This window comes from Olsenella sp. HMSC062G07 (assembly GCF_001811895.1).
Lineage (GTDB): Bacteria > Actinomycetota > Coriobacteriia > Coriobacteriales > Atopobiaceae > Olsenella_F > Olsenella_F massiliensis.
Genome location: NZ_KV806951.1, coordinates 794,762 through 818,561, shown reverse-complemented (window position 1 = coordinate 818,561; position 23,800 = coordinate 794,762). Strand labels below are relative to the sequence as shown.

At 68.7% G+C, this 23,800-nt stretch carries 20 protein-coding genes; 5 read left to right on the top strand and 15 right to left on the bottom strand.

The annotated features are described in order from the left end of the window. The first annotated feature begins 39 nt into the window (after positions 1 to 39). The 3 genes from HMPREF2826_RS06800 to ftsH all read left to right on the top strand — a co-directional run bounded on the left by HMPREF2826_RS06800 (position 40) and on the right by ftsH (position 5,535). Complete coding sequence (locus HMPREF2826_RS06800) at positions 40 to 1,104, top strand: type IV toxin-antitoxin system AbiEi family antitoxin domain-containing protein (RefSeq protein WP_070640445.1); 1,065 nt, start codon at positions 40 to 42, stop codon at positions 1,102 to 1,104. 410 nt (positions 1,105 to 1,514) lie between these two features. Next, complete coding sequence (locus HMPREF2826_RS06795) at positions 1,515 to 3,422, top strand: fructose-bisphosphatase class III (protein WP_070640444.1); 1,908 nt, start codon at positions 1,515 to 1,517, stop codon at positions 3,420 to 3,422. A gap of 223 nt (positions 3,423 to 3,645) precedes the next feature. After that, positions 3,646 to 5,535 (top strand): ATP-dependent zinc metalloprotease FtsH, encoded by a 1,890-nt coding sequence (ftsH, locus tag HMPREF2826_RS06790; RefSeq protein ID WP_070640442.1) that lies wholly within the window; start codon positions 3,646 to 3,648, stop codon positions 5,533 to 5,535. 77 nt (positions 5,536 to 5,612) lie between these two features. Here the strand turns inward: ftsH and HMPREF2826_RS06785 are convergent, their stop codons facing one another. Further along, positions 5,613 to 6,461: a TrmH family RNA methyltransferase gene (locus HMPREF2826_RS06785; RefSeq protein ID WP_070640440.1), complete on the bottom strand. Its 849-nt coding sequence runs from the start codon at positions 6,459 to 6,461 to the stop codon at positions 5,613 to 5,615. A 109-nt stretch (positions 6,462 to 6,570) separates the two neighbouring features. On the opposite strand from HMPREF2826_RS06785, the gene HMPREF2826_RS06780 reads away from it, so the two are divergent. Further along, complete coding sequence (locus HMPREF2826_RS06780) at positions 6,571 to 8,238, top strand: L,D-transpeptidase family protein (RefSeq protein WP_070640438.1); 1,668 nt, start codon at positions 6,571 to 6,573, stop codon at positions 8,236 to 8,238. A gap of 47 nt (positions 8,239 to 8,285) precedes the next feature. Here HMPREF2826_RS06780 and ffh read toward each other — a convergent pair whose 3' ends face one another. From ffh to HMPREF2826_RS06710, 14 genes are all read right to left on the bottom strand, one after another. After that, positions 8,286 to 9,683 (bottom strand): signal recognition particle protein, encoded by a 1,398-nt coding sequence (ffh, locus tag HMPREF2826_RS06775; protein ID WP_070640436.1) that lies wholly within the window; start codon positions 9,681 to 9,683, stop codon positions 8,286 to 8,288. A gap of 3 nt (positions 9,684 to 9,686) precedes the next feature. Then, positions 9,687 to 10,592, bottom strand: a complete 906-nt coding sequence (gene ftsY, locus HMPREF2826_RS06770; protein ID WP_070640434.1) for a signal recognition particle-docking protein FtsY — start codon at positions 10,590 to 10,592, stop codon at positions 9,687 to 9,689. After that, complete coding sequence (gene smc / locus HMPREF2826_RS06765; RefSeq protein WP_070640431.1) at positions 10,592 to 14,125, bottom strand: chromosome segregation protein SMC; 3,534 nt, start codon at positions 14,123 to 14,125, stop codon at positions 10,592 to 10,594. Before smc ends, ftsY begins: the two co-directional genes overlap by 1 nt. 14 nt (positions 14,126 to 14,139) lie before the next feature. Then, complete coding sequence (gene rnc, locus HMPREF2826_RS06760; RefSeq protein ID WP_210388982.1) at positions 14,140 to 14,901, bottom strand: ribonuclease III; 762 nt, start codon at positions 14,899 to 14,901, stop codon at positions 14,140 to 14,142. An 8-nt stretch (positions 14,902 to 14,909) separates the two neighbouring features. After that, positions 14,910 to 15,149 (bottom strand): phosphopantetheine-binding protein, encoded by a 240-nt coding sequence (locus tag HMPREF2826_RS06755; RefSeq protein ID WP_058270472.1) that lies wholly within the window; start codon positions 15,147 to 15,149, stop codon positions 14,910 to 14,912. 74 nt (positions 15,150 to 15,223) lie between these two features. Then, positions 15,224 to 16,216 carry a phosphate acyltransferase PlsX gene (plsX, locus tag HMPREF2826_RS06750; RefSeq protein WP_070640429.1) on the bottom strand — a complete coding sequence of 331 codons (993 nt, stop codon included), beginning with the start codon at positions 16,214 to 16,216 and terminating at the stop codon, positions 15,224 to 15,226. Between the two features lie 95 nt (positions 16,217 to 16,311). After that, positions 16,312 to 16,491 carry a 50S ribosomal protein L32 gene (gene rpmF / locus HMPREF2826_RS06745; RefSeq protein ID WP_070640427.1) on the bottom strand — a complete coding sequence of 60 codons (180 nt, stop codon included), beginning with the start codon at positions 16,489 to 16,491 and terminating at the stop codon, positions 16,312 to 16,314. A 147-nt stretch (positions 16,492 to 16,638) separates the two neighbouring features. Continuing rightward, complete coding sequence (locus tag HMPREF2826_RS06740; protein WP_070640425.1) at positions 16,639 to 17,217, bottom strand: YceD family protein; 579 nt, start codon at positions 17,215 to 17,217, stop codon at positions 16,639 to 16,641. Between the two features lie 5 nt (positions 17,218 to 17,222). Continuing rightward, entirely contained in the window at positions 17,223 to 17,720 is a 498-nt protein-coding gene (locus HMPREF2826_RS06735) for a hypothetical protein (protein WP_058270475.1), read from the bottom strand. A 199-nt stretch (positions 17,721 to 17,919) separates the two neighbouring features. Further along, the gene (gene coaD / locus HMPREF2826_RS06730; RefSeq protein ID WP_058270476.1) at positions 17,920 to 18,429 is read right to left on the bottom strand and encodes a pantetheine-phosphate adenylyltransferase; all 510 of its coding nucleotides are present in this window, start codon (positions 18,427 to 18,429) and stop codon (positions 17,920 to 17,922) included. Next, entirely contained in the window at positions 18,422 to 19,009 is a 588-nt protein-coding gene (rsmD, locus tag HMPREF2826_RS06725) for a 16S rRNA (guanine(966)-N(2))-methyltransferase RsmD (protein ID WP_246824708.1), read from the bottom strand. Before rsmD ends, coaD begins: the two co-directional genes overlap by 8 nt. Then, entirely contained in the window at positions 18,997 to 21,177 is a 2,181-nt protein-coding gene (locus HMPREF2826_RS06720; protein ID WP_070640424.1) for an ATP-dependent DNA helicase RecG, read from the bottom strand. Before HMPREF2826_RS06720 ends, rsmD begins: the two co-directional genes overlap by 13 nt. A gap of 12 nt (positions 21,178 to 21,189) precedes the next feature. Beyond that, entirely contained in the window at positions 21,190 to 22,866 is a 1,677-nt protein-coding gene (locus HMPREF2826_RS06715) for a DAK2 domain-containing protein (protein ID WP_070640422.1), read from the bottom strand. Between the two features lie 46 nt (positions 22,867 to 22,912). Further along, positions 22,913 to 23,260 (bottom strand): Asp23/Gls24 family envelope stress response protein, encoded by a 348-nt coding sequence (locus tag HMPREF2826_RS06710; protein WP_070640420.1) that lies wholly within the window; start codon positions 23,258 to 23,260, stop codon positions 22,913 to 22,915. Between the two features lie 282 nt (positions 23,261 to 23,542). On the opposite strand from HMPREF2826_RS06710, the gene rpmB reads away from it, so the two are divergent. Beyond that, complete coding sequence (rpmB, locus tag HMPREF2826_RS06705; RefSeq protein ID WP_058270481.1) at positions 23,543 to 23,743, top strand: 50S ribosomal protein L28; 201 nt, start codon at positions 23,543 to 23,545, stop codon at positions 23,741 to 23,743. Positions 23,744 to 23,800 lie beyond the last annotated feature (57 nt).

Below are 23,800 nucleotides of genomic sequence, written 5' to 3'. Positions count from 1 at the left end.
ACGTAGGGGAGCATGTGCCAGAACGGAGGAGAAGCCGTCATGTCAAAAGTCGCTGATGCACGAGCCGAGGCCCTTCTTGACGAGGCGGAGGGCTCGAGAAGGGCTTGCATGCCTGCAAGCAGGGCTGACAGGGAGAAGATGCGGCGGCTGCGTGCCATGGGGACGGTCATCTCGCCTGCAAGAGGCATGTACGCACGGCTCGGCACTTGGCAGGGGCTTGACTGGCGCGATCAGGCGCTATGGCTGATGCGCGCCCTTTCGCTCAAGCATCCGTCCTGGGTGTTCTGCGAGGCGAGCGCGGCCATCGTGCACGGGCTCTCCGTGTCAGTCAGGGAGGGGAAGAGGCTCCATGTTGCCACGCCTCCCCGGCGTCCCGCGCAGAGCACGAGCCTGGTCTGCCGCCATCGCGTACCGGCACGTCACAACAACCAGCGGATAGATGGGGTCACGGTCACGAGCCTCGAGAGGACCGCATTTGACTGCCTGAGGCGGATGAGGCTGCCCGAGGGGTTGGCCCTGGCAGACTCCACGCTTCGCGCAATGGGACACGTAAGCCCCGGAAGCCTCATCGACCGCATGTGCGCGCTCCACGCAGGAGAGCGGGGGCTCAAGGGGGCGCTGGCAACGCTTCAGTTTGCTGACGGCAGAGCGGAGAGCGGTGGCGAGTCCATCGCGCGGGCGACCATGCTTGAGCTGGGCTTTTCTCCTCCCAGGCTGCAAGTTCCCCTACGCGACCCCTTTGTCCCAGGAGCGGTCTACAGGGCGGACTTCCTCTGGGACCTTCCCGACGGGAGTCGCGTCGTCGGCGAGCTGGACGGGCGCGAGAAGTACGTCAACCCCGCCATGACAGGTGGTCGTAGCAGCATAGACATCCTCGCGGACGAACGGCTCCGCGAGTCTCGGATCAGCGCCACAGGCGCCCGCGTCATGCGCTTCTCGTTCATGGATGTCCTTGACAGGGACTTCTTCTCTCGTCTTCTTGCCAGCTACGGCATCGAGCGCACGAGGGACGTCCGTGGCTATAGATGCGAAGCTCTCCGCATGACGTTGGGGGCGTGGCACCTCGAATGGGGTCGGGTGAGACCTCCCTATCGCCTGCGATAACGATGAGCGCTTGCCCTCGCGCCTTCTCACACGCTTGCCCTCCACGCTCATCTTGCCTTTTTACTCACATTAGGGGCGATTCGGCACTGATTCTGAGTCAAAAGACAAGATGAGCGCCTGCGGGCGGGCAGACGGGCGTCCGGGACTACAGGCGAACGTGCGAGCCTGCGCCGCCAGGATGGCCGCCAGCGGCCGCACGATGGGCACCTGCGATCGTGCCGTACGCCACCTTGCTACCACGCACGGAAATTCACAGCTTGCGCATTGAGACGGGAGGCCCGCTCTGTCACAAGTGGAAATTAGATAACGTGACGCATAGATAGACTCGTAGATAACGTGACGCATGGATAGACTCGTAGGTAACGTGACGCACGGGAATGACGCGTCCCGCCCCGCGCAAGGAGGACCACATGTCGCAGCATCCTCAGCACGACGACCCCGACCAGCTACGGTACCTACGGCTGCTCTCCCAGAGCTTCCCCACGCGCCAGGCCGCCTTCACCGAGATCATCAACCTTGAGGCCATCCTCAACCTTCCCAAGGGCACCGAGCACTTCCTGAGCGACGTGCACGGCGAGTACGAGGCCTTCGAGCACATCCTCAACAACTGCTCGGGCGTCATTCGCGAGCGCGTTGACGCGCTGTTCGCCGGCGAACTCGACGCCGCCGAGCGCGCCGACCTGTGCACCCTCATCTACTATCCCAGGCAGAAGCTGCGCCAGCTCCACGCACGACAGACGCTTGACGGCAACTGGTACGAGGCCCAGCTGCTGCTGCTCGTGCGCCTGGCGCGCACGCTCTCGGGCCTCTATACCCGCTCCAAGGTGCGCTGCGCCATGCCCGTGGACTATGCCTACATCATCGACGAACTCCTGCACGCCTCCGCGGCCGGCGAGACGAGCCGCCATGAGTACCACGTGCAAATCATTCGCTCCGTCGTGGGGACGGGCGCCGCAGACCACTTCATTCGATCGCTCGCCGCCCTCATCAAGCGCCTTGCCGTTGACCATCTCCACCTGATCGGAGACATCTTCGACCGCGGGGCGCATGCCGACAAGATCATGGACCGCCTCATGGAGTACCACTCCCTTGACATCCAGTGGGGCAACCATGACATCTGCTGGATGGGAGCGGCCGCGGGATCGCAGGCCTGCATCGCGGCGGTGGTCCGGACCAACGTGCGCTACCGCAGCTTCGACATGCTTGAGAGGGCCTATGGCATCTCCCTGCGCAATCTCGCCCTCTTTGCCGAGCGCACCTATCGGCCGGACGGGGGCATCTCCCCCATGGAGAAGGCCATCTCGGTCATCCTCTTCAAGGTCGAGGGCCAGCTCATCCTGCGCCATCCCGACTTTGACATGACGTCGCGGCTGCTTTTGGGACAGATGGACCTCGCGGGCGGCACGGTGCACGTGGGCGGTCGCGACCTGCCGCTCTTTTCGACCGACTTCCCCACCGTGGACCCCGAGCGCCCCTATGAGCTCTCGGCCGAGGAGGGCGACGTCCTCGCCGAGCTTGAGCAGGCCTTCTCGCAGAGCGAGCGGCTTCGTCGCCACGTGGGCTTCCTCTACGAGCGAGGCTCCGTCTATCAGGTGTCCAACGGCAACCTCCTCTTCCACGGCTGCATCCCGCTGGAGGCCGACGGCACCTTCTCCACCGTCATCTGCGAGGGCTACCCCTATTCGGGCAGGGGCTTCATGGACTTCTGCGACCGCATCGCGCGGCGCGCGTGGAACGTGGGCGACCAGATGGCGCTCGACTGGATGTGGTACCTCTGGTGCGGCAAGCACTCCCCGCTCTCGGGCCGCGTCGTCAAGACCTTCGAGCGGAGCTTCGTGAAGGACCGCTCGTCCTGGGCCGAGCCGCAAGACCCCTACTTCACGGCCACCCGCCTGGGGGCCGTCTGCGAGGAGATCCTGGAGGAGTTCGGGCTGGACGACGAGCACTCCCACATCATCAACGGCCACAAGCCCGTCAAGGCGATTGACGGTGAGAGCCCCATCAAGGGCGAGGGACGGCTGCTCGTGATCGACGGGGGCTTCTGCGAGGCCTATCACAAGACCACCGGCATCGCGGGCTACACGCTCATCTCCGCCGACGACGGCATGCGCATCAAGGCGCACCTGCCCTTCATGGGGGTCGACGCGGCGCTGGGCGACAACGCCGACATCCTGAGCGAGTCAACGACCATCGAGAGGGAGGTACCGCACCTGAAGATCAAGGACACCGACACCGGCGACGACATCAGGACCCAGATCGCGGACCTCAGGGCGCTCCTTGACGCCTACCGCTGCGGCACGCTCAAGGAGCGCAGCTAGGCGCCGTTGGCCCCGCAGGCTGCGACCGGGCACCGTTTGTCCCGCAGGCTGCCGCAGGTCTCGGCCGGACGGCGCCGACGACGGGCGGCCGGCGCGGGTTGTCCCCAATCTGCGCAGTTTGAGGACGCCGGCGTGCGAGTCCGGCCCAATGGGTATGAGTGACCCACGCGCCATCGCCACGCGACGGGCGCAGGGAGCAGACGACAAAGGAGCCAACACCGCAATGGAGATGGACGACAACAAGAAGCGCAAGTCAATGGCGCTCTATATCGTGATTGCCCTCATCGTGATGCTGACCGTGAGAACCTACCTCTATCCCAGCATCATGGCAACGCAGATCAAGGACGTCAGCTACAGCGAGTTCCTCGCCAAGGTCGACGCCCGGGAGGTGAAGAAGGTCACCTACGACACGAGCGCCAACCAGATCCGCTTCACCACCGGCACCGGCGCAGACTCCCAGGAGTTTCGCACCACCGCCTGGCCCAACGACGACAGCCTCGCCCAGAAGGTGGAGGCGTCCGGCGCCGAGATGGTCGCCGAGATACCTGACGCGAGCGCGGGCCTGTGGCTCTACCTCCTCATCAACCTGCTGCCCTTCGCCCTCATCCTCGGTGGCGGGTGGCTCCTCAACCGCCGTCTGCGCAAGTCCATGGGCGACGCCCCCTCCATGAACTTCGGCGGCGGGCTGGGCTTCGGCGGTGGGCTGGGACGCTCCGGCGCCAAGGAGGTCAAGGGAGAGGAGACGGGCATAACCTTCAGGGACGTCGCCGGGCAGGACGAGGCGAAGGAGTCCCTCGAGGAGATCGTCTCCTTCCTGGAGCACCCCGAGAAGTACAACGCCATCGGCGCGCGCTGCCCGCGCGGCGCCCTGCTCGTCGGCCCTCCCGGCACGGGAAAGACGCTGCTGGCCAAGGCGGTCGCCGGCGAGGCGAAGGTCCCCTTCTTCTCCATCTCGGGCTCCGAGTTCGTCGAAATGTTCGTGGGGCGCGGCGCCGCCAAGGTGCGCGACCTCTTTAAGCAGGCCAAGGAGAAGGCGCCCTGCATCATCTTCATTGACGAGATCGACACGGTGGGCAAGCGCCGTGACACGGGCCTCAACACCAACGACGAGCGAGAGCAGACGCTCAACCAGCTCCTGGCCGAGATGGACGGCTTTGACAACCACAAGGGCATCGTCGTGCTGGCCGCCACGAACCGTCCCGACTCGCTTGACGCGGCGCTCCTGCGCGCCGGGCGCTTCGACCGTCGCATCCCCGTGGAGCTGCCGGACCTCGCCGGACGCGAGGCCATCCTCAAGCTGCACGCCAACGACGTGAAGATGGAGGGCGGCGTGGACTTTGGCGCCGTCGCCCGCCAGACCCCCGGCGCCTCCGGCGCCGACCTTGCCAACATGATCAACGAGGCGGCGCTCAGGGCCGTGCGCCTGGGCCGCACCCGCGTCACCCAGCGTGACATAGAGGAGTCCGTTGACGTCGTCATAGCCGGCGAGAAGAAGAAGTCCGCGGTGCTCTCGGAGCACGAGAAGGAGATCGTCGCCTACCACGAGACGGGCCACGCCATCGTCGCCGCCGTCCAGGACGGCAGACAGCCCGTGTCCAAGATCACCATCGTGCCGCGCACCTCGGGCGCCCTCGGCTTCACGATGCAAACCGAGGAGAGCGAGCGTTACCTCACGACGCGCGAGGAGTACAAGCAGCAGATCGCCGTGCTCTGCGGCGGTCGCGCCGCCGAGGAGCTCATCTTTGGCCAGGTCACCTCCGGGGCGGCCAATGACATAGAGAAGGCGACCAAGATCGCGCGGGCCATGGTCACGCAGCTAGGCATGTCGGACACCTACGGCATGATGGCCCTTGGAGAGAGCCGCAACCGATACCTGGGCGGCGGCATGGAGCTCACCTGCTCGGAGGGCACGGCGCGCGACGTGGACGAGGAGGTCAGGGCGCTTGTCGAGGAGGGACGTCAGACGGCGCTCAAGACCCTTCGGGACAACCGCTTCAAGCTGCACGAGATCGCTCACTACCTCCAGAAGAAGGAGACGATCACGGGCGAGGAGTTCATGCGCATCCTCAGACGTGACGACGGGTTCGCGCCCACCCTGCCCACCCGAGCCTAGCGTCAGGACCCATGTCCCACCGCGTATCGTGTCGGTCGGGGACCCCCACGGGCCCCGACCGACACGGCGTTGAGGCCCTAGGGCCGCGACGCCGGGGCGTGAGGGCGCTCGAAGAGCTCCCAGCAGGCGACGGCGACTGAGGCGGCCACGTTGAGCGAGTCCACGCCGACGGCCATGGGGATGACGGCGTGGACGTCGCACGCCGAGAGGGTGCACGACGACAGTCCCGACCCCTCGCTCCCGAAGACGAGGGCCATCGGTCCGCGTGCCTGGGGCAGCCTTGACAGCTCGCCGAGCGGGCGCGCCTCGGGCGTGAGCGCCAGGGCGACGCGCCAGACGCCGAGCTCGGCCATCTGCGCGAACGCGCCCTGCGGCCAGGGCCCCTCCGCCCTCGCCCACGGCAGCTGGAAGACCGTGCCCATGGACACCCGCACCGCGCGGCGGTTGAGGGGGTCGGCACAGCCAGGGGCGAGCAGGACCCCGTCGGCCCCGAGCGCCGCCGCCGACCTGAAGGCGGCCCCGACGTTGCTGACGTCCGTCAGCCCCTCGAGCACGACGAGGCGAGACGCCGCGCGCAGCAGCCGCTCCTGAGGAAGGGGGCGGGGGCGTCGAGCTTCGGCGAGATAGCCGCGCGTGACGGAGAACCCGCAGATGCCGCTCAGGACCGCACGGCTCGCGCAGAAGACCTCCACGTCGGAACCGTCGAGCTCGGGGACGTCCGCGAGCAGCTTTTCCACGTGACGCTCGTCCACCAGCACCGAGCGGACCTGCACGCCCTCCCTGAGGGCCGTCCTGATGACGAGCAGGCTCTCGAGGATGACGACGCCCTCGTCGGGCTCGAGGCGACGCTGCAGCTGGCGGGAGGTAAGCCGGGCGTACGAGCGCACGCGGGGGTCCGAGATGTTCTCGATGCGTGATGTTGTCATCAGATGACACCCATTCCTTACGCCGACGGGGCATGGGTACTATAGTAACCACCTACGTACGTTGGATGGACGATGCGCCCTCGGGGCGCGACGGATAAGGAAGTGTCGAGTGAGCGACAGCACGAGCGACGAGGGCGGCAGGGACGTGCGCGACGAGGCGAATGACGCGCCCCGGGGCAAGCACGCGGCGCCGCGGGGCGAGAGGGGCGCGGCGGCGCGGGCCAAAAGGGACGAGCCGACCGACCCCGACGTCACCGCGGGCGCGCAGGCGGCGCTGTCCCCCACCGTGACCTGCGCGCCGTTGCCCGACGCCCCCCGTCCGGCGCCGGCCGGGGCGTCGCCGGACGGCTCCGGCACGTCCGGCCGCGTCAGGCTCGCGCTCAGGGCCGCGGCGGCCCTGCTCGGCGTCGTCGCCGTCATCTACCTCGTCGGCGTCGCAGTCTTCTCGCGACGCTACGTCCCAGGCACCACCATCAACGGCGACGACGTCTCGCTCAGGACCCCCGCGGAGGTTGCCGAGGGCTACAAGAGGGCGTCGGGCGGCTATGAGCTGTCCGTCTCGGGCCAGGGCGTCTCCTGCTCGATCTCGGCGGAGGACGTCGGTCTGAGCTATCGGTACGCCGACACCCTGGCCGAGTCGTCCCTTAGCTCCACGGCCTGGAGCTGGCCGCTGCTTATGGCAACGGGCAACGCCCTTAGCGTTGACTTCTCGCCCGTCTATGACGAGGGCAGGCTCGCCTCGGTCGTCCAGGGCGTCGTCGACGACGCCAACCGGGACGCCACCCAGCCCACGAACGCGACCGTCAGCTATGACGAGGACGGCTCCTCCTTTGAGATCGTGCCCGAGAGAACGGGCACCGCGCTTGACGACGCCATCGTCCTCGACAAGGTGAAAGAGGCGCTCTCGACGTCGGCACGCACGCTCGAGCTGGGTCCCGACAGCCTCCTGGCGCCCACGGTCCTCTCCACGGACCCCGCGCTGGCAGACGCCCGCGACCGGGCCAACGCGATGCTCGCCGCCACGCAGACCCTCACCGTCAACGGCACGACCGTCGCCACGGTCGCGGCCGCCCAGATCGCCGACTGGGTGCGGCTCGACGACGACCTGACCCCCGTCGTCGATGAGGGGGCCGTCACGGACTGGGCTCGGGGCGACTTCTCCGCCGCGACGGACACCGTCGGCGCGACGCGCCGCTACACCACGCCCTACGGAAAGTCCGTGACTGTCGAGGGCGGCACCTACGGCTGGGTCGTCAACGGCGCCGCGCTGGCCCAGACCATCGCGGCCAACATCACGGCCGGCAGCGCCGCCACCGTGGAGATTCCCTTCTCGTCCTCGGCGGGCAGGTACAACCCCGGCGGCGCCGACTGGCCCAGGCGCTACGTCGACGTGGACCTGTCCGAGCAGCACGCGCGCATGTATGACGACGACGGCAACCTTGCCTGGGAGTCAGACATCGTCACTGGCGACTCGACCAAGGGCTTCAACACGGCGACCGGCGTCTACGCCATGAACTCGTACCGCGGGACCAACCAGACCCTGCGTGGCCTCGATCTCGACGGGGACAACAAGCCTGACTACATCAGCCATGTGACCTACTGGATGCCCTTCGTCGGCAACCTGGTTGCCTTTCATGACGCGGGATGGCGCGGCTCGTTTGGGGGGACCATCTACCGGTCACGGGGCAGCCATGGCTGCATCAACCTGCCTTCTGCGGCCGCCCAGCGACTCTATGAGCTCACGCGCGTCGGTGATGTCGTGGTCGTCCACGACTGAGGGCGGCACACGCCATGACCGCGGGCTAGGCCCGCAAGGCCAGGCTCCTAGAAGGGCAGTCGGCCGCCGGGCGCACCGAGGTCGCCCATGCCCATGTTGCGCATCATGCCGCGCATCTGGCGCAGGGACTTCCTCGACCCGCCGCCCATCATCTGGCGCATCTTGCCCATCATCTTGTTCATCTCGCCCCACTGCCGCAGGACCTGGTTGACCTCCTGGACGCTGTGGCCGGAGCCCGCGGCTATGCGTCTGCGCCGCTGGCCGTTGATGGTCTTGGGCTTGAGGCGCTCCTCTCGTGACATGGAGCGGATGATGGCCTCGACGTCGGTGAGCTGCCGCTCGTCGAGCCCCGCGGCGCCACCTGCCTGCCGCATCATGCGCTCGCCGCCCGGCAGCATGCCGATCATCTTCTTGAGGCCGCCCATCTTGCGGATCTGTTGGAGCTGCGCGAGATAGTCGTTCATCGTGAAGCCCTGCGCGAGCATGCGCTCGGCGTCGGCGGCCTCCTGCTCGCCCGCCACCTTCTGGGCCTGCTCGATGATGCCGTAGACGTCACCCATCCCCAGGATGCGCTTGGCCATGCGGTCGGGATGAAACACCTCAAGCGAGCTGGGCTTCTCCCCCATGGACACGAACTTGATGGGCTTGCCCGTGACCTCGCGCACGCTGAGCGCGCCGCCGCCGCGGGCGTCGCCGTCGAGCTTTGACATGATGACGCCGTCAAAGTCGACGCGGCGGGCGAACTCCGAGACGACGTTGACGATGTCCTGGCCGGTCATGGCGTCGACGACCATGAGGATCTGGTCGGGCCTCACCGCGCCCTTGATGTCCACCGCCTCGGCCATCATCTCCTCGTCGATCTGGAGGCGGCCGGCGGTGTCCACGATGACGACGTCGTTGAGACGCGCGACGGCCTCCCTGACGGCGCCCTTGGCCACCTGCACGGCATCCTTGCCGTCGCCGCGAAACACGCGCACGCCGATCTCGCCGCCCAGGGTCTCGAGCTGGTCCGCCGCCGCGGGCCGATGCGTGTCGCAGGCGGCGAGCAGGGGGTTCTTGCCCTGGGACTTGAGGAGGAAGGCGAGCTTGGCCGCCGCCGTCGTCTTGCCCGAGCCCTGCAGGCCCACGAGCATGATGACGTTGGGCGTGCGGTTCTGGGCGAGGACCAGACGCGACTCGGTCGAGCCGAGCAGCTCCGTCAGCTGGTCGAGAACGACCATGACCACGTTCTGCGCCGGCGTGAGGGACCCCAGCACGTCCGCCTCGAGGCAGCGCTCCTTGCAGCTGGCGACGAACTCCTTGACGACGCGGTAGTTGACGTCCGCCTCGAGCAGTGCCATGCGGATCTCGCGCATGGCCTTGCTGATGTCGTCCTCGGTGAGACGCCCCTTGCCCCTGAGGCCGTCAAAGGTTTCCTGGAGTCGGTCGGAAAGGCTGTCAAACATGCGCTATCTCCCTTCGTCGCCGCCCACGAGCGCCTGGCAGAACGCATGCGCGTCAAACGGCTGGAGGTCGTCGATGGTCTCCCCGACGCCCACGCGAAAGATGGGGAGGGACAGGTCGTGGGCGATGCGGACGGCGATGCCGCCCTTGGCCGTACCGTCAAGCTTCGTCAGGATGATCCCGTCAAGTTCGAGGGCGTCGTTGAACTCCCTTGACTGGTTGAGACCGTTCTGGCCTGTGGTCGCATCCACCACCAGCACCACAGAGACGGGCAGGCTGGAGCGACGGCGCGTGACGTTGACCACCTTGGCGAGCTCGCGCATCAGATCCGAGCTCGTGTGCAGGCGCCCGGCGGTGTCAATGAGCACGAGCTCGGCCCCGTCGCGCTCCGCGCGTTCGCACACGTCAAAGCAGACGCTCGCGGGGTCGGCGCCACGCTCGCGCGTGACGACTTCGACGCCGGCGCGCTGGCCCCACACCTGCAGCTGCTCGATGGCGGCGGCGCGAAAGGTGTCGGCACCGCCGATGAGGCAGGACTGACGCCGCGAGGCGGCGACGCCGGCGAGCTTGCCGACCGTCGTGGTCTTGCCGGCCCCGTTGATGCCCACGAAGAGCACGCAGGAGGGCACGTCGTCAAAGGGGTCGCGCTCGGCCTCGGGAAAGCAGCGGGCGAGGCGCTCGACGAGGGCGCGGCGAAGCTGCGGCGCAGTCCTCAGGTTCGCGCGCGCGGCCTCCTCCCGAAGGTCGTCGGCGACCTGCAGCGCGACCTCGCCGCCCATGTCAGCCATGACGAGGCGGTCCTCAAGGTCCTCCCAGAACCCCTCGTCCACCTCGCCGCCCATGTAGAATATCTCGGAGAGCGCCTCACGGGAGCGCGAGAGGCCCCTTCTCAGTCGGTCGGCCAGCCCCATCAGGCATCGACCACCTTTCCGCTTTGCTTGTCCAGACGCTGGCTGACGACGTGACTCACGCCGTCGGCGCGCATGGACACACCATACAACACGTCAGCCTGCTCCATCGTCCTGCGCTGATGCGAGATCACGATGAGCTGCGTCGTCTCCTTGAGACGATCGACGGCGTCCAGCAGCTTCGAGAGGTTGGCGTCGTCGAGCGCCGCCTCCACCTCGTCAAACACGTAGAAGGGCACCGTGCGCGCACGATAGACGGCAAAGAGCAGCGCCAGGGCGGTGAGGGACTTCTCTCCGCCGCTCATGAGCGTCATCTTCTGGATCTTCTTGCCGCGCGGCTGGGCGACGATCTCGATGCCCGTCTCGTCCAGGCGCTCGGGGTCCACGAGCTCAAGGCGGGCCGTGCCGCCCGAGAACAGCAGGGAGAAGATCTCGGCGAAGTTGGCGTTGACCCTGTCAAAGACGACGACGAACTGCCGGCGCATCTTGCGCTCGATGGCGGACGTGATCTTGCGCAGCGCCTGGCGTGCCCGCTCGAGGTCCTCGACCTGCTCGGCTATGTAGTCCACGCGCCGCCTGAGCCGGGCGTACTCGTCCATGGCGACCTCGTTGACGGGCCCGATGCCCTCGATGTCGCGACGAAGCCCCTCAACGCGTCGCTCGACGGCCGCACGATCGTCCGGCGCGGGCAGCGAGAGGGCCTCCTCGAGCACCCAGCCCCCCTCCCTGATGCGCGAGAGGGCGTTCTCCACCTGGATCTCGAGCTTGCCCTTGCTCACCTTGACGTCCGAGAGCTGCGCCTGGGCGACCTCGAGGGCGGCGGCGGCCTCGCTGACCGCGGCGCGGGCGTCGCCGATGGTCCGCTTGAGCGAGTCGGAGTCCGCCTCGGCCAGCGAGGCGCGGTCCTTGAGACGAGCCGCCCAGGCGAGGGCACGCTCGTGGACGGCGTCGTAGCGGGCGTGCAGGGGCTCTACCCTCAGAAGGACCACGTCAAGCGAGGAAGCCGCCGAGAGGGCCTGGGCGCGGCGCCGCTCGCTGTCGGCGGCCGTGCGCCCAAGCTGCCTCTCGAGGGCGTCCAGATGGCTTGCGCGCTCCTTGACCGTGGCATGTCGGAGCTTGGCGGACGCCAGCCTCTCGGACAGCTCGCGCTCCTCGCGCGAGGCCTCCGACCGACGCTCGGTGAGTTCCCGGATCTGCGCGTCGAGCTCCCTCACGTGCGCCTGCGCCGCGTCGGCCTCCTCCTTGTGACGCCTGACCTCCTCGCGCGCCGTCGCGCAGCGCGCACGCGCCGCCTCGCGGCTCGTGATGACCTGCGCCTGCTCGGACTGGGACTTGCGCAGCTCCGCCTCGAGGCGTCCCTGCTCGGACGAGAGGGACTTGAGCTCGCCGGCGAGGCGCGCGACCTCTCCGCGGGCGGCGTCGTCACGCTCTCGCGCCTCGCCGAGTCGGCGCTCTATGTCGGCGAGGGCGTCGCCGGCCTGCCTGTGGTCGCGCTCGAGGCGCGCGAGCTCCTCGGCGCCGCGCCTGATGCGTCGCTTGCGCTCGAGGGCCCCCTGGTCGAGGTCGGCGGGGGCACCCACGCTCGTCCTACCGTCCGGTCTGACGATGACGCCCTCCCTGGTCGCGAAGCAGAGCGTGGGATGCGCCTCATGGGCCCGAAGCGCCTCGTCCAGGCTCTCGACGATGCGCACTCGGCCCAAAAGGCGCGCGGGGACGTCGCCGGCATCCGCGCGCAGGCGCAGGCGCGAGAGCAGGGAGAAGCCGGGCGCGTCCTCGGATGGAACCTGCGCGTCGGACGTCGGGAACACCATGGTCGCGCGGCCCTTGTCACCCACCGAGAGGCCTCGGCTCGTCAGGGCCCTGACGTCGTCGGCGTCGCGCGTCACGAGGGCGGCGAGGTCGTCGCCCAGCAGCAGCTCGACGATGCCCTCAAGCTCGCTCGGAGCCTCCACGAGGTCGCCGACGCGCGCCATGATGCGCGCCCGCTCCTCGTGGGCGAGGGCGGCGACGAGCTGGTTGGCGTTCTCGGCGCGCTCGTCGAGGGCCTTGAGCGCCGAATGCGTCGCTCGGGCGCTCGCGAGCCGGTCCCTGTAGGACGCCTCGCGCTCGCGCGCCTGCCCAAGCTCCTTCCCGAGCGTCGCCGTGGCGAGCCGCGCCTCCTGGGAGCGCTCGCGGGCGCAATCGAGCTCGCCCTCGAGACGCTCGCCGCGCGACCTGCAATCGTCGAGCGCCGCCTGCGTCGTGGCGAGCGAGTCCTCGATCTGCGCGAGACGGCTGCGGAACAGGTCGTCCTCGACCTCGGCGTTGTCGATCTGGTCCCTGAGCTTCGCGTAGGCGAGCAGCCCCTTGTCGGCCTCGCGCTGGCAGTCGCGCTGGTCAGCCGTCATGCGGGCAAGCCGGGCGCCCAGCGAGCGGCGGCGCTCGCCTGCGGCGGACGCCTCGGGACCGAGCCCCTTGAGCACGACGTCGAGCTCTCCCTCCTCACGACGGGCGTCGGCAAGCTCGCCCGACACCCGCCGGCGCTCCTGGGCGGTCTGCGCCTGGCCGCGCTCGAGGGAGGAGAGGCTCGCGCGCAGCTGCGAGACGCGCGCGACCATGTTCTTGCCCTTCTCCTCGAGCAGCCTCATGTCGGACTCCATGCGGCCCAGGACGCTCTGCATGCGGCGACGCTGCTCGCCCAGGTCGCCGACGAAGATGCCCTTCTGCTCGAGAAGCGACTGGTACTTCTCGAGGTCCTTCGTCTTGGCGTCAAGGCGCCACTGGGCCAGCTCGACGGCGGCGTCGGCCTCCCGCTCCTTTCCCTCGAGGCGGGCGTAGCCCTCCCTGAGGGCGCGCAGGTCGTCCACGGCCAGCACGCATGAGAGGCGCGAGAGCTCGTCGGCGAGCTCGCGGTGGCGGCGCGCCTTGTCAACCTGGCGCTCGAGCGGCCTGAGCTGCCGCGTGACCTCCCGCTGGATGTCCTTGGCCCGCGTCAGGTTGTCCTGCATGGACGCGAGCTTGCGCTCGGCGCGCTCCTTGCGCCGGCGATGCTTGGAGATGCCCGCGGCCTCCTCGATGAGCGAGCGACGCTCCTCCGGCCGGCTGGCGAGGATGGCGTCGAGCTTGCCCTGGCTGATGATGGAGTGGGTGTCCTTGCCCAGGCCCGAGTCGTGGAGGATGTCCGTGATGTCCCTCAGGCGGCACGAGGCGCCGTTGATGAGGTACTCGGACTCCCCCGAGCGGTACATCCGACGCGTGATCGCGATCTCGGCGAAGTCGATGGGCAGGGTGTGGTCCTCGTTGTCGAGGGTGAGCGTGACCTCCGCGAGGCCCACCGCCGGCCTGCCGGATGAGCCCGAGAAGATGACGTCCTCCATGGCCTGGCCGCGCAGCGTCTTGGCGCTCTGCTCGCCCAGGACCCAGAGGATGGCGTCGGATATGTTGGACTTGCCCGACCCGTTGGGCCCGACGACGACGGTGAGGCCCGGGTCGAACGACAGCTGCGTCCGGTCGGCAAAGGACTTGAAGCCCTTGAGGGTGAGGGACTTGAGATACACGCGTCTCGACCTTCCTACGTCTCGTCGCGCTCAAGGCGCTCGTCGTCGTGCGTCTCATCCGCGACGCGCGCGAGCGAGCCATGGGCTGCGCCCAGCCGCTCCAGGGCGTCAAGCGCCGCCGCCGACTCGGCCGCCTTCTTGCTGGCGCCGCTGCCGCGTCCCGTGCGGATGCCCCCCACCAGCACGACGCTCGTGAACGTGGGCCTGTGTGCCGGCCCCTTCTCGCTCACGAGCTTGTACTCGGGGCCGCAGTGGTAGTCGCGCTGGGTCACTTCCTGAAGTCGCGACTTGGGCGAGACGGGCCTCTCGGCGAGCTCGGGCGAGACATGGGGGCCCAGGGTGCGCCTCACGAACTCGTGGGTCGCCTCATAGCCGGCGTCGAGGTACAGCGCCCCGACGATCGACTCGTAGACGTTCTCGAGGGCGGAATGGAGCCCGCGGGCGCCGGTGCCCCTCTCCGAGTCGCCGAAGACGATGTGCTCCGCGATGCCCAGGGCGTCGGCGACCTCGCTGAGGGTCTTGCCCGACACGAGCGAGATCTTGAGGTTGGTGAGCTCCCCCTCGTCCATCCCGGGGAAGCGCTCGAAGAGGTCCGTGGCGACCAGGGCCCCCAGGACGGAGTCGCCCAGGAACTCGAGGCGCTCATAGGACGCCGACACGGGTCGCCCCTCCACCGCGGAGGGATGGGTCAGCGCGGCGGTGATGAGCTGCTTGTCGCCAAAGGCGTGTCCGACGATTTCCTCGACGGCGCGGACATGCTCCTGAAGTCCCACCATGCGGCCCCTCAGGCTCGTGCCGCTTCGATGGCTGCGACGGCGTCAGCGATGGTCACGATGGACTGAAGGCCCTCGTCGTCCAACGTCGCGGCAAACTCGTCCTCGAACGCCGACACGAGCTCGAGGAGGTCGAAGGAGTCCGCCCCCAGCGCCTTGAACTCGCTGCGCTCCCCCAGCGACGTCGGGTCGAGCTCGAGCTGCTCGGCGGTGAGCTCGATGACCTTGTCAAGAATGGCGTCATGGTCCATGCGTGCCTCCAATGACTTGCGACGGGTGCGAACGGCGCGTGCCGCCCGCACAATTGTACCCTGAGGCGCGTTGCCTAGCTGCCCGGGGAGATCTCATGCCCGATCTTGTCCACGAGCCGCGTGCGCACGAGGCGGGCACACGCGAGGGTGCCGTTCTTGACGGCGTCGGCGGACGTGGCGCCGTGGCCTATGAGCACGGGCGCCTTGACGCCCAGAAGCAGGGCACCGCCGAGCTCGTCGCCCGACAGACCCGCCGCCACGCCGCGAAGCGCGGGCTTGAGCAGCAGCGCCCCCAGGGCGGCGCGCCGGGAGTCATGGACGGCGCCCTTGAGCTCCCCGAGGATGAACCTGGCGCAGCCCTCGATGGCCTTGAGGGCGACGTTGCCCGTGAAGCCGTCCGTGACGATGACGTCGAAGGTCCCCGCCAGCAAGTCGGTGCCCTCGCAGTTGCCGCAGAACCATCCCCTTCCCGCCTCCGCCAGGGCGGCGTGCGCCGCCAGGGCCGCCTGGGAGCCCTTCGCCTTTTCGCTCCCGTTTGACAGCAAGGCCACGCGCGGCGCGGCCGCGCCGACGACCACCGTGGCATAGGCACGTCCCATCTGGGCAAACTGCACGAGCATCTCGGGGCGGGCGTCGGCGTTGGCGCCCATGTCCAAGAAGACCGTGGGCCTGCCGGAACTGCCGGGGATCGTCGCCGCGATGCAGGGGCGCCTGACGCCGCGGATGCGGCCGACGCCCAGGGTGGCCGCCGCGAAGACGGCACCGGTCGAGCCGGCGGAGAAGAAGGCGTCCGCCTCATGGGCGCCCACGCTGGCGAGGCCGCGGACGATGGACGAGTCGCGCTTGGCGCGCACGGCGTCCGCAGGATGCTCGCCCATGCCAATGACCTGGGTCGTCACGAGGGCGCGCGCCCGCTCGTGACGGGCGCAGAACGGTACGACGACCTCCTCGTCTCCCGCGACGAGGACGCGGATTGTCTCGTCCTGTGCGAGCGCCGCCTCGACGCCCCGCAGCACCACCTCGGGCGTCTCGTCGCCTCCCATGGCGTCAACGCAGACCGTGCACATGGCCCCTCCTTCGCAAGGGTCGCTTCATGTCCCAAGACGAAGGAAGGCCGACCCCCTGGGGCCGGCCTTCCTGGCCGTCAGTCGCTACCTGCTGTCTACTCGGTGACAACGACCTCGCGGTCCTTGTAATAGCCGCAGCTGGGGCACACGTGGTGCGGAAGCTTAGGGGCGCCGCACTGGGGGCACAGGGAGCGTGCCGACGCGGCGAGCTTGCTGTTGGCCGAACGGCGGGTGTGCGTGGCGCCGCGGCCCTTCTTCTGCTTAGGTACTGCCATGTTGAACCTCTCTTTTAAGCCTCTCACGCCCGAAACGCGCAGACGGTCGTTCCTGCAAACATACGAATTGGGACTATAGCACCTCCGTGACGTCCTCGCAAGCAGGACGCGCACGGCGTCAAAACACATAGGGCGCGCATATGGGGCCTAGGCGTCCGACGACTCCCCGCCGCCCTCCTCGGGCCTGAGCCTCCTGAGCGCCGAGAAGGGGCTCGCGTCCAGACGCTCGCGCTCCTCGCGTCGCAGGGCGAGCTCGGCGTGCCCGCAGTCCCCCTCGTTGAGGTTGGCGCCGCAGACGGGGCACAGGCCCTTGCAGTCCTCGTCGCACAGGACGATATAGGGCGTGTCCATGAGCAGGGCGCTCCGGACGGCCTCGGTCAGGTCGACCGTGTGGTCGTCACCGACGAGCGAGAAGTCCTCCTCGTCAGTCTCCGCGCCCTCCTCGGGCTCACGGAACAGGTAGTACTCGTCGAGCTCCCCCGCCACGTCAAAGGCGGCGGGCCCAAGGCAGCGGTCGCAGCTGCCCGTGACGCGGGCGCTCACGATACCCGTGGCGAGGATCCCGTCCCCGGCGTTGGTAAGCATGAGGTCATAGCTAAGGCCCGCAGGCAGGGCAAAGTCATGGCTCCCAAGACGGTAGCCGTCTTCGTCAAGATGGCCGGCGACCCTGAGGGAGTCGCCGGGGTTCTCAAGGCGCTCGTCGATGACGGCCCGAACCTGCTCCATGGCCTCTACCAAGGGACGTTGTTCGTCTGGTTGCGCGGACCGGAGTTCTCGTCGAGCGTCTGGCGCACGCGCCCGACCGAGCTCGTCAGGGACTTGAGGTTGTCCTCGAGGTGGGCCAGCACGGTGTCGGCATACTCCTCGGCGTTGTAGCGGGTGTCGCGCTCGTACTGGGAGGCCTGGTCCCGGATGTCATCGGCCTGCTGCTGGGCGATGCGGACGACCTCCTGGTCGCCCGCCAGGATCATGGCCTGCTGCTGGGCGTCGGCAATGATGGCATCCGCCTGCTGCTGGGCGCGGTCGAGGGTCTCGCCCTCCTCCTTGACGATGCGTCGGGCGTCGGCGAACTCCTGAGGGAACACACGCCTGATCTCGTCGAGGATCTCGTATACCTCCTGGGCGTCGACGATCCTCTTCTGACCGCCGCCGCCGAAGGGGACCTTGCCCTCGCTCACGATCTGCTCGAGCTCATCAACTAAGCTCTCGATTTCCTCACCCGGCTGCATGCGGGCTCCTTTCGAATTGCGATCGACCTCATGCGCCGACACGAAGTTCCAGCACAAGCGTAGCTCTCACATCGTAGCAGATTGATGTCGGGCGCACGCGGGTGCGCGTCCACGCGCACGTAAAAAGGGCTGAAAGCCCGCCCGAGCGCATGTCCCGGCAAACGTCGCCGAGGCTGGCCGCCACAGACGGCAAACGAGGCTAGGGCCTCGCGTGCTCCTTGAGCCGGGACTTGACGCAGTCCGTGACCAAGAACGAGATGTCGCCGCCCATGGAGGCGAGCTCGCGCACGATGGACGACGAGATGTAGCCATAGGTGGGGCTGCCCATGACGAAGATGGACTCGACCTCGGGCGCCAGGTGATAGTTGAGGTCGGCCTGGCCCAGCTCGTACTCGAAGTCGGTCATGGCCCTGAGCCCCTTGACGACCGCCCCGGCGCCCAGCTCGCGGCAGAGGTCCATGAGCAGGCCCGAGAAGGGCAGCACGTCCACGCCGTCGTCGAGGCCCAGCTCCCGCAGCGACGCGCTGACGAGCTGGACCCGCTCGTCCAGGGAGAAGATGGTGCCGGTGCCGTTCTTGGAGACTGACGCCGCGACGGCGACGGTCACCTTGGGAAACATGTTCCTCGTGCGCGCGATGACGTCAAGGTGGCCTAAGGTGACCGGGTCGAAGGTTCCCGGCACGACGACGTGCTCGATGATCTTACGCATGCGCATCCCCCATCTCGAGGAGCGTGACGGCCGTGATGCCCCGCTCCCTGTGTTTGACGACCGTGAGCCCCGGCAGGGCGAGCCCGGCGGCGTCCTTGCCCCGTTCGTAGAGTACCAGGGCCCCGGCGCTCAGGGATGAGGCGTCGCGCAGGTCAGAGACGAGCGTGGCGACGCGCTCGGCGGCGAGCGCGTACGGGGGGTCAAGGACCACCAGCGAAAAGGGAGCCCCCGGCAGGGGCCCGCGCGCCGCCGCGGCAAAGACGTCGCCGACGACGAGCCTCGCCCGGCTCCCGGCGCCCAGCTCGCGGCAGTTGCGTCGGACGACCTGCGCCACCCGGCGGTCGCGTTCCACGAAGGTGCAGCATGCCGCCCCCCGCGAGAGGAGCTCGAGCCCCAGGGCGCCCGACCCGGCAAACGCGTCGAGCACCCGCACGTCCGACAGGTCAAGGTCGAAGGCTGCCAGGACCATCGAGGCGAGCGACTCGCGCAGGCGGTCCGTCGTGGGTCTGGTTGCGCGCCCCTCGGGGGCCTCGAGGGCTCGCCCGCGCCAGCTGCCGCCTACGATCCTCATCCTTCCCATGCGCGCTCGACCTCCCCAAAGTAGGCCCCGAAGCGCCGGTGCGCCTCCAGGGCGAGCGGCGCGTGAAGCGCGTCCTGGAGGGCGGGGTCCTCAGCGGCGATGACGCGGGCGTCCTCGTGCGCCGCAGCCACGAGGTCCGCGTCGCCCGCCAGGTCGGCGATGCGCAGCGAGACGCCGCCCGACTGACGATACCCCAGCACCTCGCCCTCGTGACGCAGCCTGAGGTCGAGCTCGGCGAGCTCGAAGCCGTCGGAGCTCCCCTCGAGCGCGGCAAGGCGCCGACGCGCCGGCGAGCCCTTCCGGGCGGCGCAGCAGAGGTAGGCGACGCCGGGGGTCTCCCCCCTCCCCACCCGGCCGCGCAGCTGGTGAAGGGTGGCCAGACCAAACCGGTCGGCGTCGAGGACGACCATGACGGTGGCGCCGGGCACGTCGACGCCCACCTCGACCACCGTCGTCGAGACGAGCACGGCGATGCGACCGGACCGGAACTCCTCCATGGCGCGCTCCTTCTGCGCGGCGTCCATGCGCCCGTGAAGGAGCCCCACCGACAGGCCGCGCAAGGCGCCGCGCGCGAGGTCTCTGGCGGTCGTGGTGGCGGCATGGACCTGACGCGCCGCGGAGCGCTGGGACGCGGGGACGTCGTCGAGCTCGGAGCCGTCGTCGGCCTCGTCCACCAGAGGGCAGATGACGTACGCCTGCCTGCCCGCGTCGCAGGCCTCGCGGACGGCGCCCCAGGCCACGTCGAGGCTCTCGGGCGCGATGCCATGGGTGGTGACGCCCGCACCGGCGCGGGGGCGCGTGGCGATGCGCGAGCAGTCGAGATCGCCGTAAAGCGACAGGGCGAGGGTGCGCGGGATGGGCGTCGCCGTCATGGCCAGCAGGTCGGCGGCGGCCCCCTTGCGCCTGAGGGCGACGCGCTGGTTGACGCCGAAGCGATGCTGCTCGTCGATGACGACGAGGGTCAGGCGGCAGAAGGTCAGCGCGTCAGAGATGAGCGCCGTGGTGCCAAAGACCACGCAGGTCTCTCCCCGCGCGACCCTCTCCTCGGCGTCGGCGCGCTCGGCGGCAGGCGTCGAGCCCGTTATGAGCGTCCAGCTCACGCCGGCGGCGTCAAGGAGGGGGCCGACCTTCTCGGCGTACTGGCGCGCGAGGACCGAGGTGGGAGCCATCATCGCCGCCTGGGAGCGCGTGTCGCGCGCCGCGGCCAGGGCGAGCGCCGCGACGACGGTCTTGCCGGTGCCCACGTCGCCCAGCAGGAGCCGGTTCATGGGCTGACCGGACGCCATGTCGCCCAGGATGTCGGCGACGGCGGTCTCTTGCTCGGGCGTGAGGGCAAAGGGCAGCGCCGCGCGCAGCGCCCGCAGATGAGGCCCGTTGACGTCGTGCCGCGTGGCCCTCACGCCCCGCTGCTCGAGGGCCTGCCTCGTCCTGAGCGTGAGCTGCAGGCAGAGGAGCTCGTCAAACGCAAGGCGGCGATGCGCCTGGCGGGCCGTGGCGAGGGAGCGGGGAAAGTGCGTCTCGCGCAGCGCCCTGCCAAGGCCCATGAGTCCGTGCCGGGCGCAGAGGCTCGCGGGCAGGAAGTCCACCTGGTCTCCCGCGTCCGCGAGCGCGGCCGACATGATGCGACGCAGCCAGTTGGCGGACAGCCCCTCGCTGGCGGGGTGAACCGGCAGCACGCGCAGCAGCGAGGCCTGGTCGCGCCCCTCCTCCACCTTCTCGACGAAGGGGGACGTCATCTGCTTGAAGCCGAAGGAGAACCCCACACTGCCCGACAGCGCGAGAAGGTCGCCCACCTTGAACTGCTCGGCAAGCCAGGGCTGGCCAAAGAAGCTCGCGCGCAGGACGCCCGTGGGATCGACGAGGAAGAGCTCGACGATGGTGAGCCTGGGCCGGGGACGCTTGATGGTCACCTCGTCCACGGTGGCGAAGATGGTCGCGTCCTGCCCCACGACCGACCCCTCGACGGTGGTCACCCGCGTGAAGTCAAGGTAGCGATGGGGCACGTGCAACAGCAGGTCGTGCACGCAACGGACGCCCATGCGCACGAGCGCCTCGCGCCGGGCGCCGGACACGTAGCGCAGGCGCGAGACGGGCGCGTCCAGCAGCGCGGTCTCGTCAAGGCGCCGTCCCACCCCCGCGATGGAGAGCCCCGCCGCCCTCGTCGGCACGACGCACGTCCCCTATTCGAGGGAGAAGACGACCGGGTAAAGCGGCTGTTCGCCGCGGTGGGAGTCGATCTCGAGGTCGGGATGGGCCGCCCCGACGGCGGCGAGCAGATGCGCGAAGCGCTCATCGTCCAGGTCGCTGCCGGCAAGGATGGTGAGGGTGTCGCCCTCCTCCTCCGCCTGCATCCTGCCGATGAGGTCAAGGGTGACCTGCTCGACGTCGGAGCCGACGACGTCGATGGAGCCGCCGCAGATGCCCATGACGTCGCCCGTGTGGATGGGCGAGCCGTCCGCGGCGGCGGAGTCGCGCACCGCAGTGGTCACCTCGCCGTCCCTGACGTTGGCCGCGGCCTCGCTCATGGCCTCGACGTTGGACGCGAGGTCGGCGTCAGGGTTGGCGGCGAACATGGCCGAGAAGGCCTGGAGCACGGTCTTGGTGGGGACGACGGCGACTTGCGCGCTCTCGCAGGCCGAGGCCGCCGCCTCGGCTGCCATGCGGATGTTGCCGTTGTCAGGCAGCACGATGACGCGCTCCGCATGCGCGCGCTCGATGGCGGCAAGGATGTCCGCCGTCGAGGGGTTCATGGTCTGCCCGCCCGAGACGACGACGTCCACGCCGAGCGAGCTGAGGATCTCCTGCTGCCCGGAGCCCGCCGCGACCGCGACGAAGCCGAGCCCCTTGCGGGGGGCGTCGTCTGGCACGCCCGCAGCCTGCCTGTCCTCGCGGATGGCGTCGGTGCGCTCGGCGGCCTCGAGGTCCATGTTGTGGACGAACACGTTAAAGACCTGCCCGCGATGGAGCATGTGGCGCAGGACGCGGTCGGGGCGGTTGGTGTGGACGTGGCACTTGTAGTCGGGGTTGGTGCCCACGAGCAGCTCGCAGTCGCCCATGGTCGAGAAGTACCTGAGGCAGGCGTCCTCGTCGAACTGCGCGCTGTCCGCATGGAAGAGGAACTCCGTGCAGTACCGGTACTCGGAGCCCTCCCAGTCGTCGTTGATCTCGATGTCAACGGCGGCGGACACGTGACCCTTGGCGCCTGCGGTGTCAAGGGTCGTCTTGAAGTCGGTGAGCGCGCCGGAGTTGCCCTCATAGGCGTTGACGAAGCCCTCGATGAAGGTGGCCAGGCCGAAGGCGCCGGAGTCGACGACGCCGTTCTCCTTGAGGACGGGAAGCAGGTCGGGCGTGCGCGCGACCGACTCGTAAGCTGCGGCCACAAGTGCGTCGAGGGCCTCGCCGAGCGGGACCTTGGCCCTCTCGAGCTGGTCCGCCTTGGCCGACACGTCCTTGAGGACGGTCAGGATCGTGCCCTCGACCGGCTTGCGCACGGCCTTGAAGGCCACCTTCACGCCGTTGCGCAGGGCAGAGGCGACGTCCGCCGTCGTGGCGTCGGGACCCTTGGCACCCGCCAGCCCCTCGGCGACGCCCCGGAGGATCTGGCTCGTGATGACGCCGGAGTTGCCGCGCGCCCCCATGAGCGAGCCGTGGGTGATCGCCCGGGCGATGTCGTCCATCGAGGCGCCCGCCGGGAGCCCCTCGATCTCGTTGACGACCGTGCCCAGCGTCAGGGACATGTTGGTGCCCGTGTCGCCGTCGGGGACGGGAAAGACGTTGAGCTTGTTGATCTCGTCTGCCTTGTCTGCAACGACCTGGGCGGCACGGGGGAAGCAGCTGCGAACGGTGTTGGCGATCATAGTCTCGAGAACCTCGGTTCCTGTGAGGGGTTAGACGTGGTCGGGGCTACCTGGAGGTGCGCATGCCCTCGACGTGGATGCGGACGTCAACGTCATTGAGCTCCGCTATCTGCTGAAGCAGGAACTTGACGGCGCTCGTGAGGTTGGCGGACACGGAGGCCATGTTGACGCCCTGCTCGACGATGACGTGAAGGTCGATGACGACGGTGCCCTCCCGGGTGGAGACGCCGACGCCGCGGCGCAGACGGTAGGTGGGCAGCAGGCGCACCACACCCTCCTGCTCGTCGGTGGCGGCCATGCCTGTCACGCCATAGCACTCGAGGGCGGCGTAGCCCGCAAGGTCCGCTATGCAGTCGTTGGATACCTTGAGGCCTCCGGGTACTGCCTGAGCCATGGTTACTCCTCTCGCCCGACAAGGGAACGTCAAAGCATAAACGAGACCATACTAGCGTAGTTCGGCGCGCCGTTGGCCCGACAACCCCGCTGGCGCCCCGGGGCCTCGGGCACGTCGCCGCAGGGGCCAGCGTGGGCAGGAGGTGGGACCTTGACGATATAAAACCACCATAACGGCGTGACTTCGCACTTGTGGGGCACGTTTGCTGTGGTATAGTGTTTCGGCTTTGGAAATTGCGGGTGCGCATGAACGTGCCGCGCGCTGCCCTTTGGAGGTCGCATCATGTCGAAGGTTTGTGATATCTGCGGTAAGCACGCTGTTGCTGGTCGCTCGGTGAGCCACTCACACCGCACCGTCAATCGTACGTTCAAGCCCAACATCCAGCGCGTCACGGTCTTTGAGAACGGTCGCGCCGTCAAGAAGAACGTGTGCACCCGCTGCCTCAAGAAGGGTAACGTCGCCCGCAGCGCCGCCCAGGCCTAGCGCCTGCGTGCCCGTCGCATCGCCAGGGGACCCTGCGGGGTCCCTTTTTCATGGGGC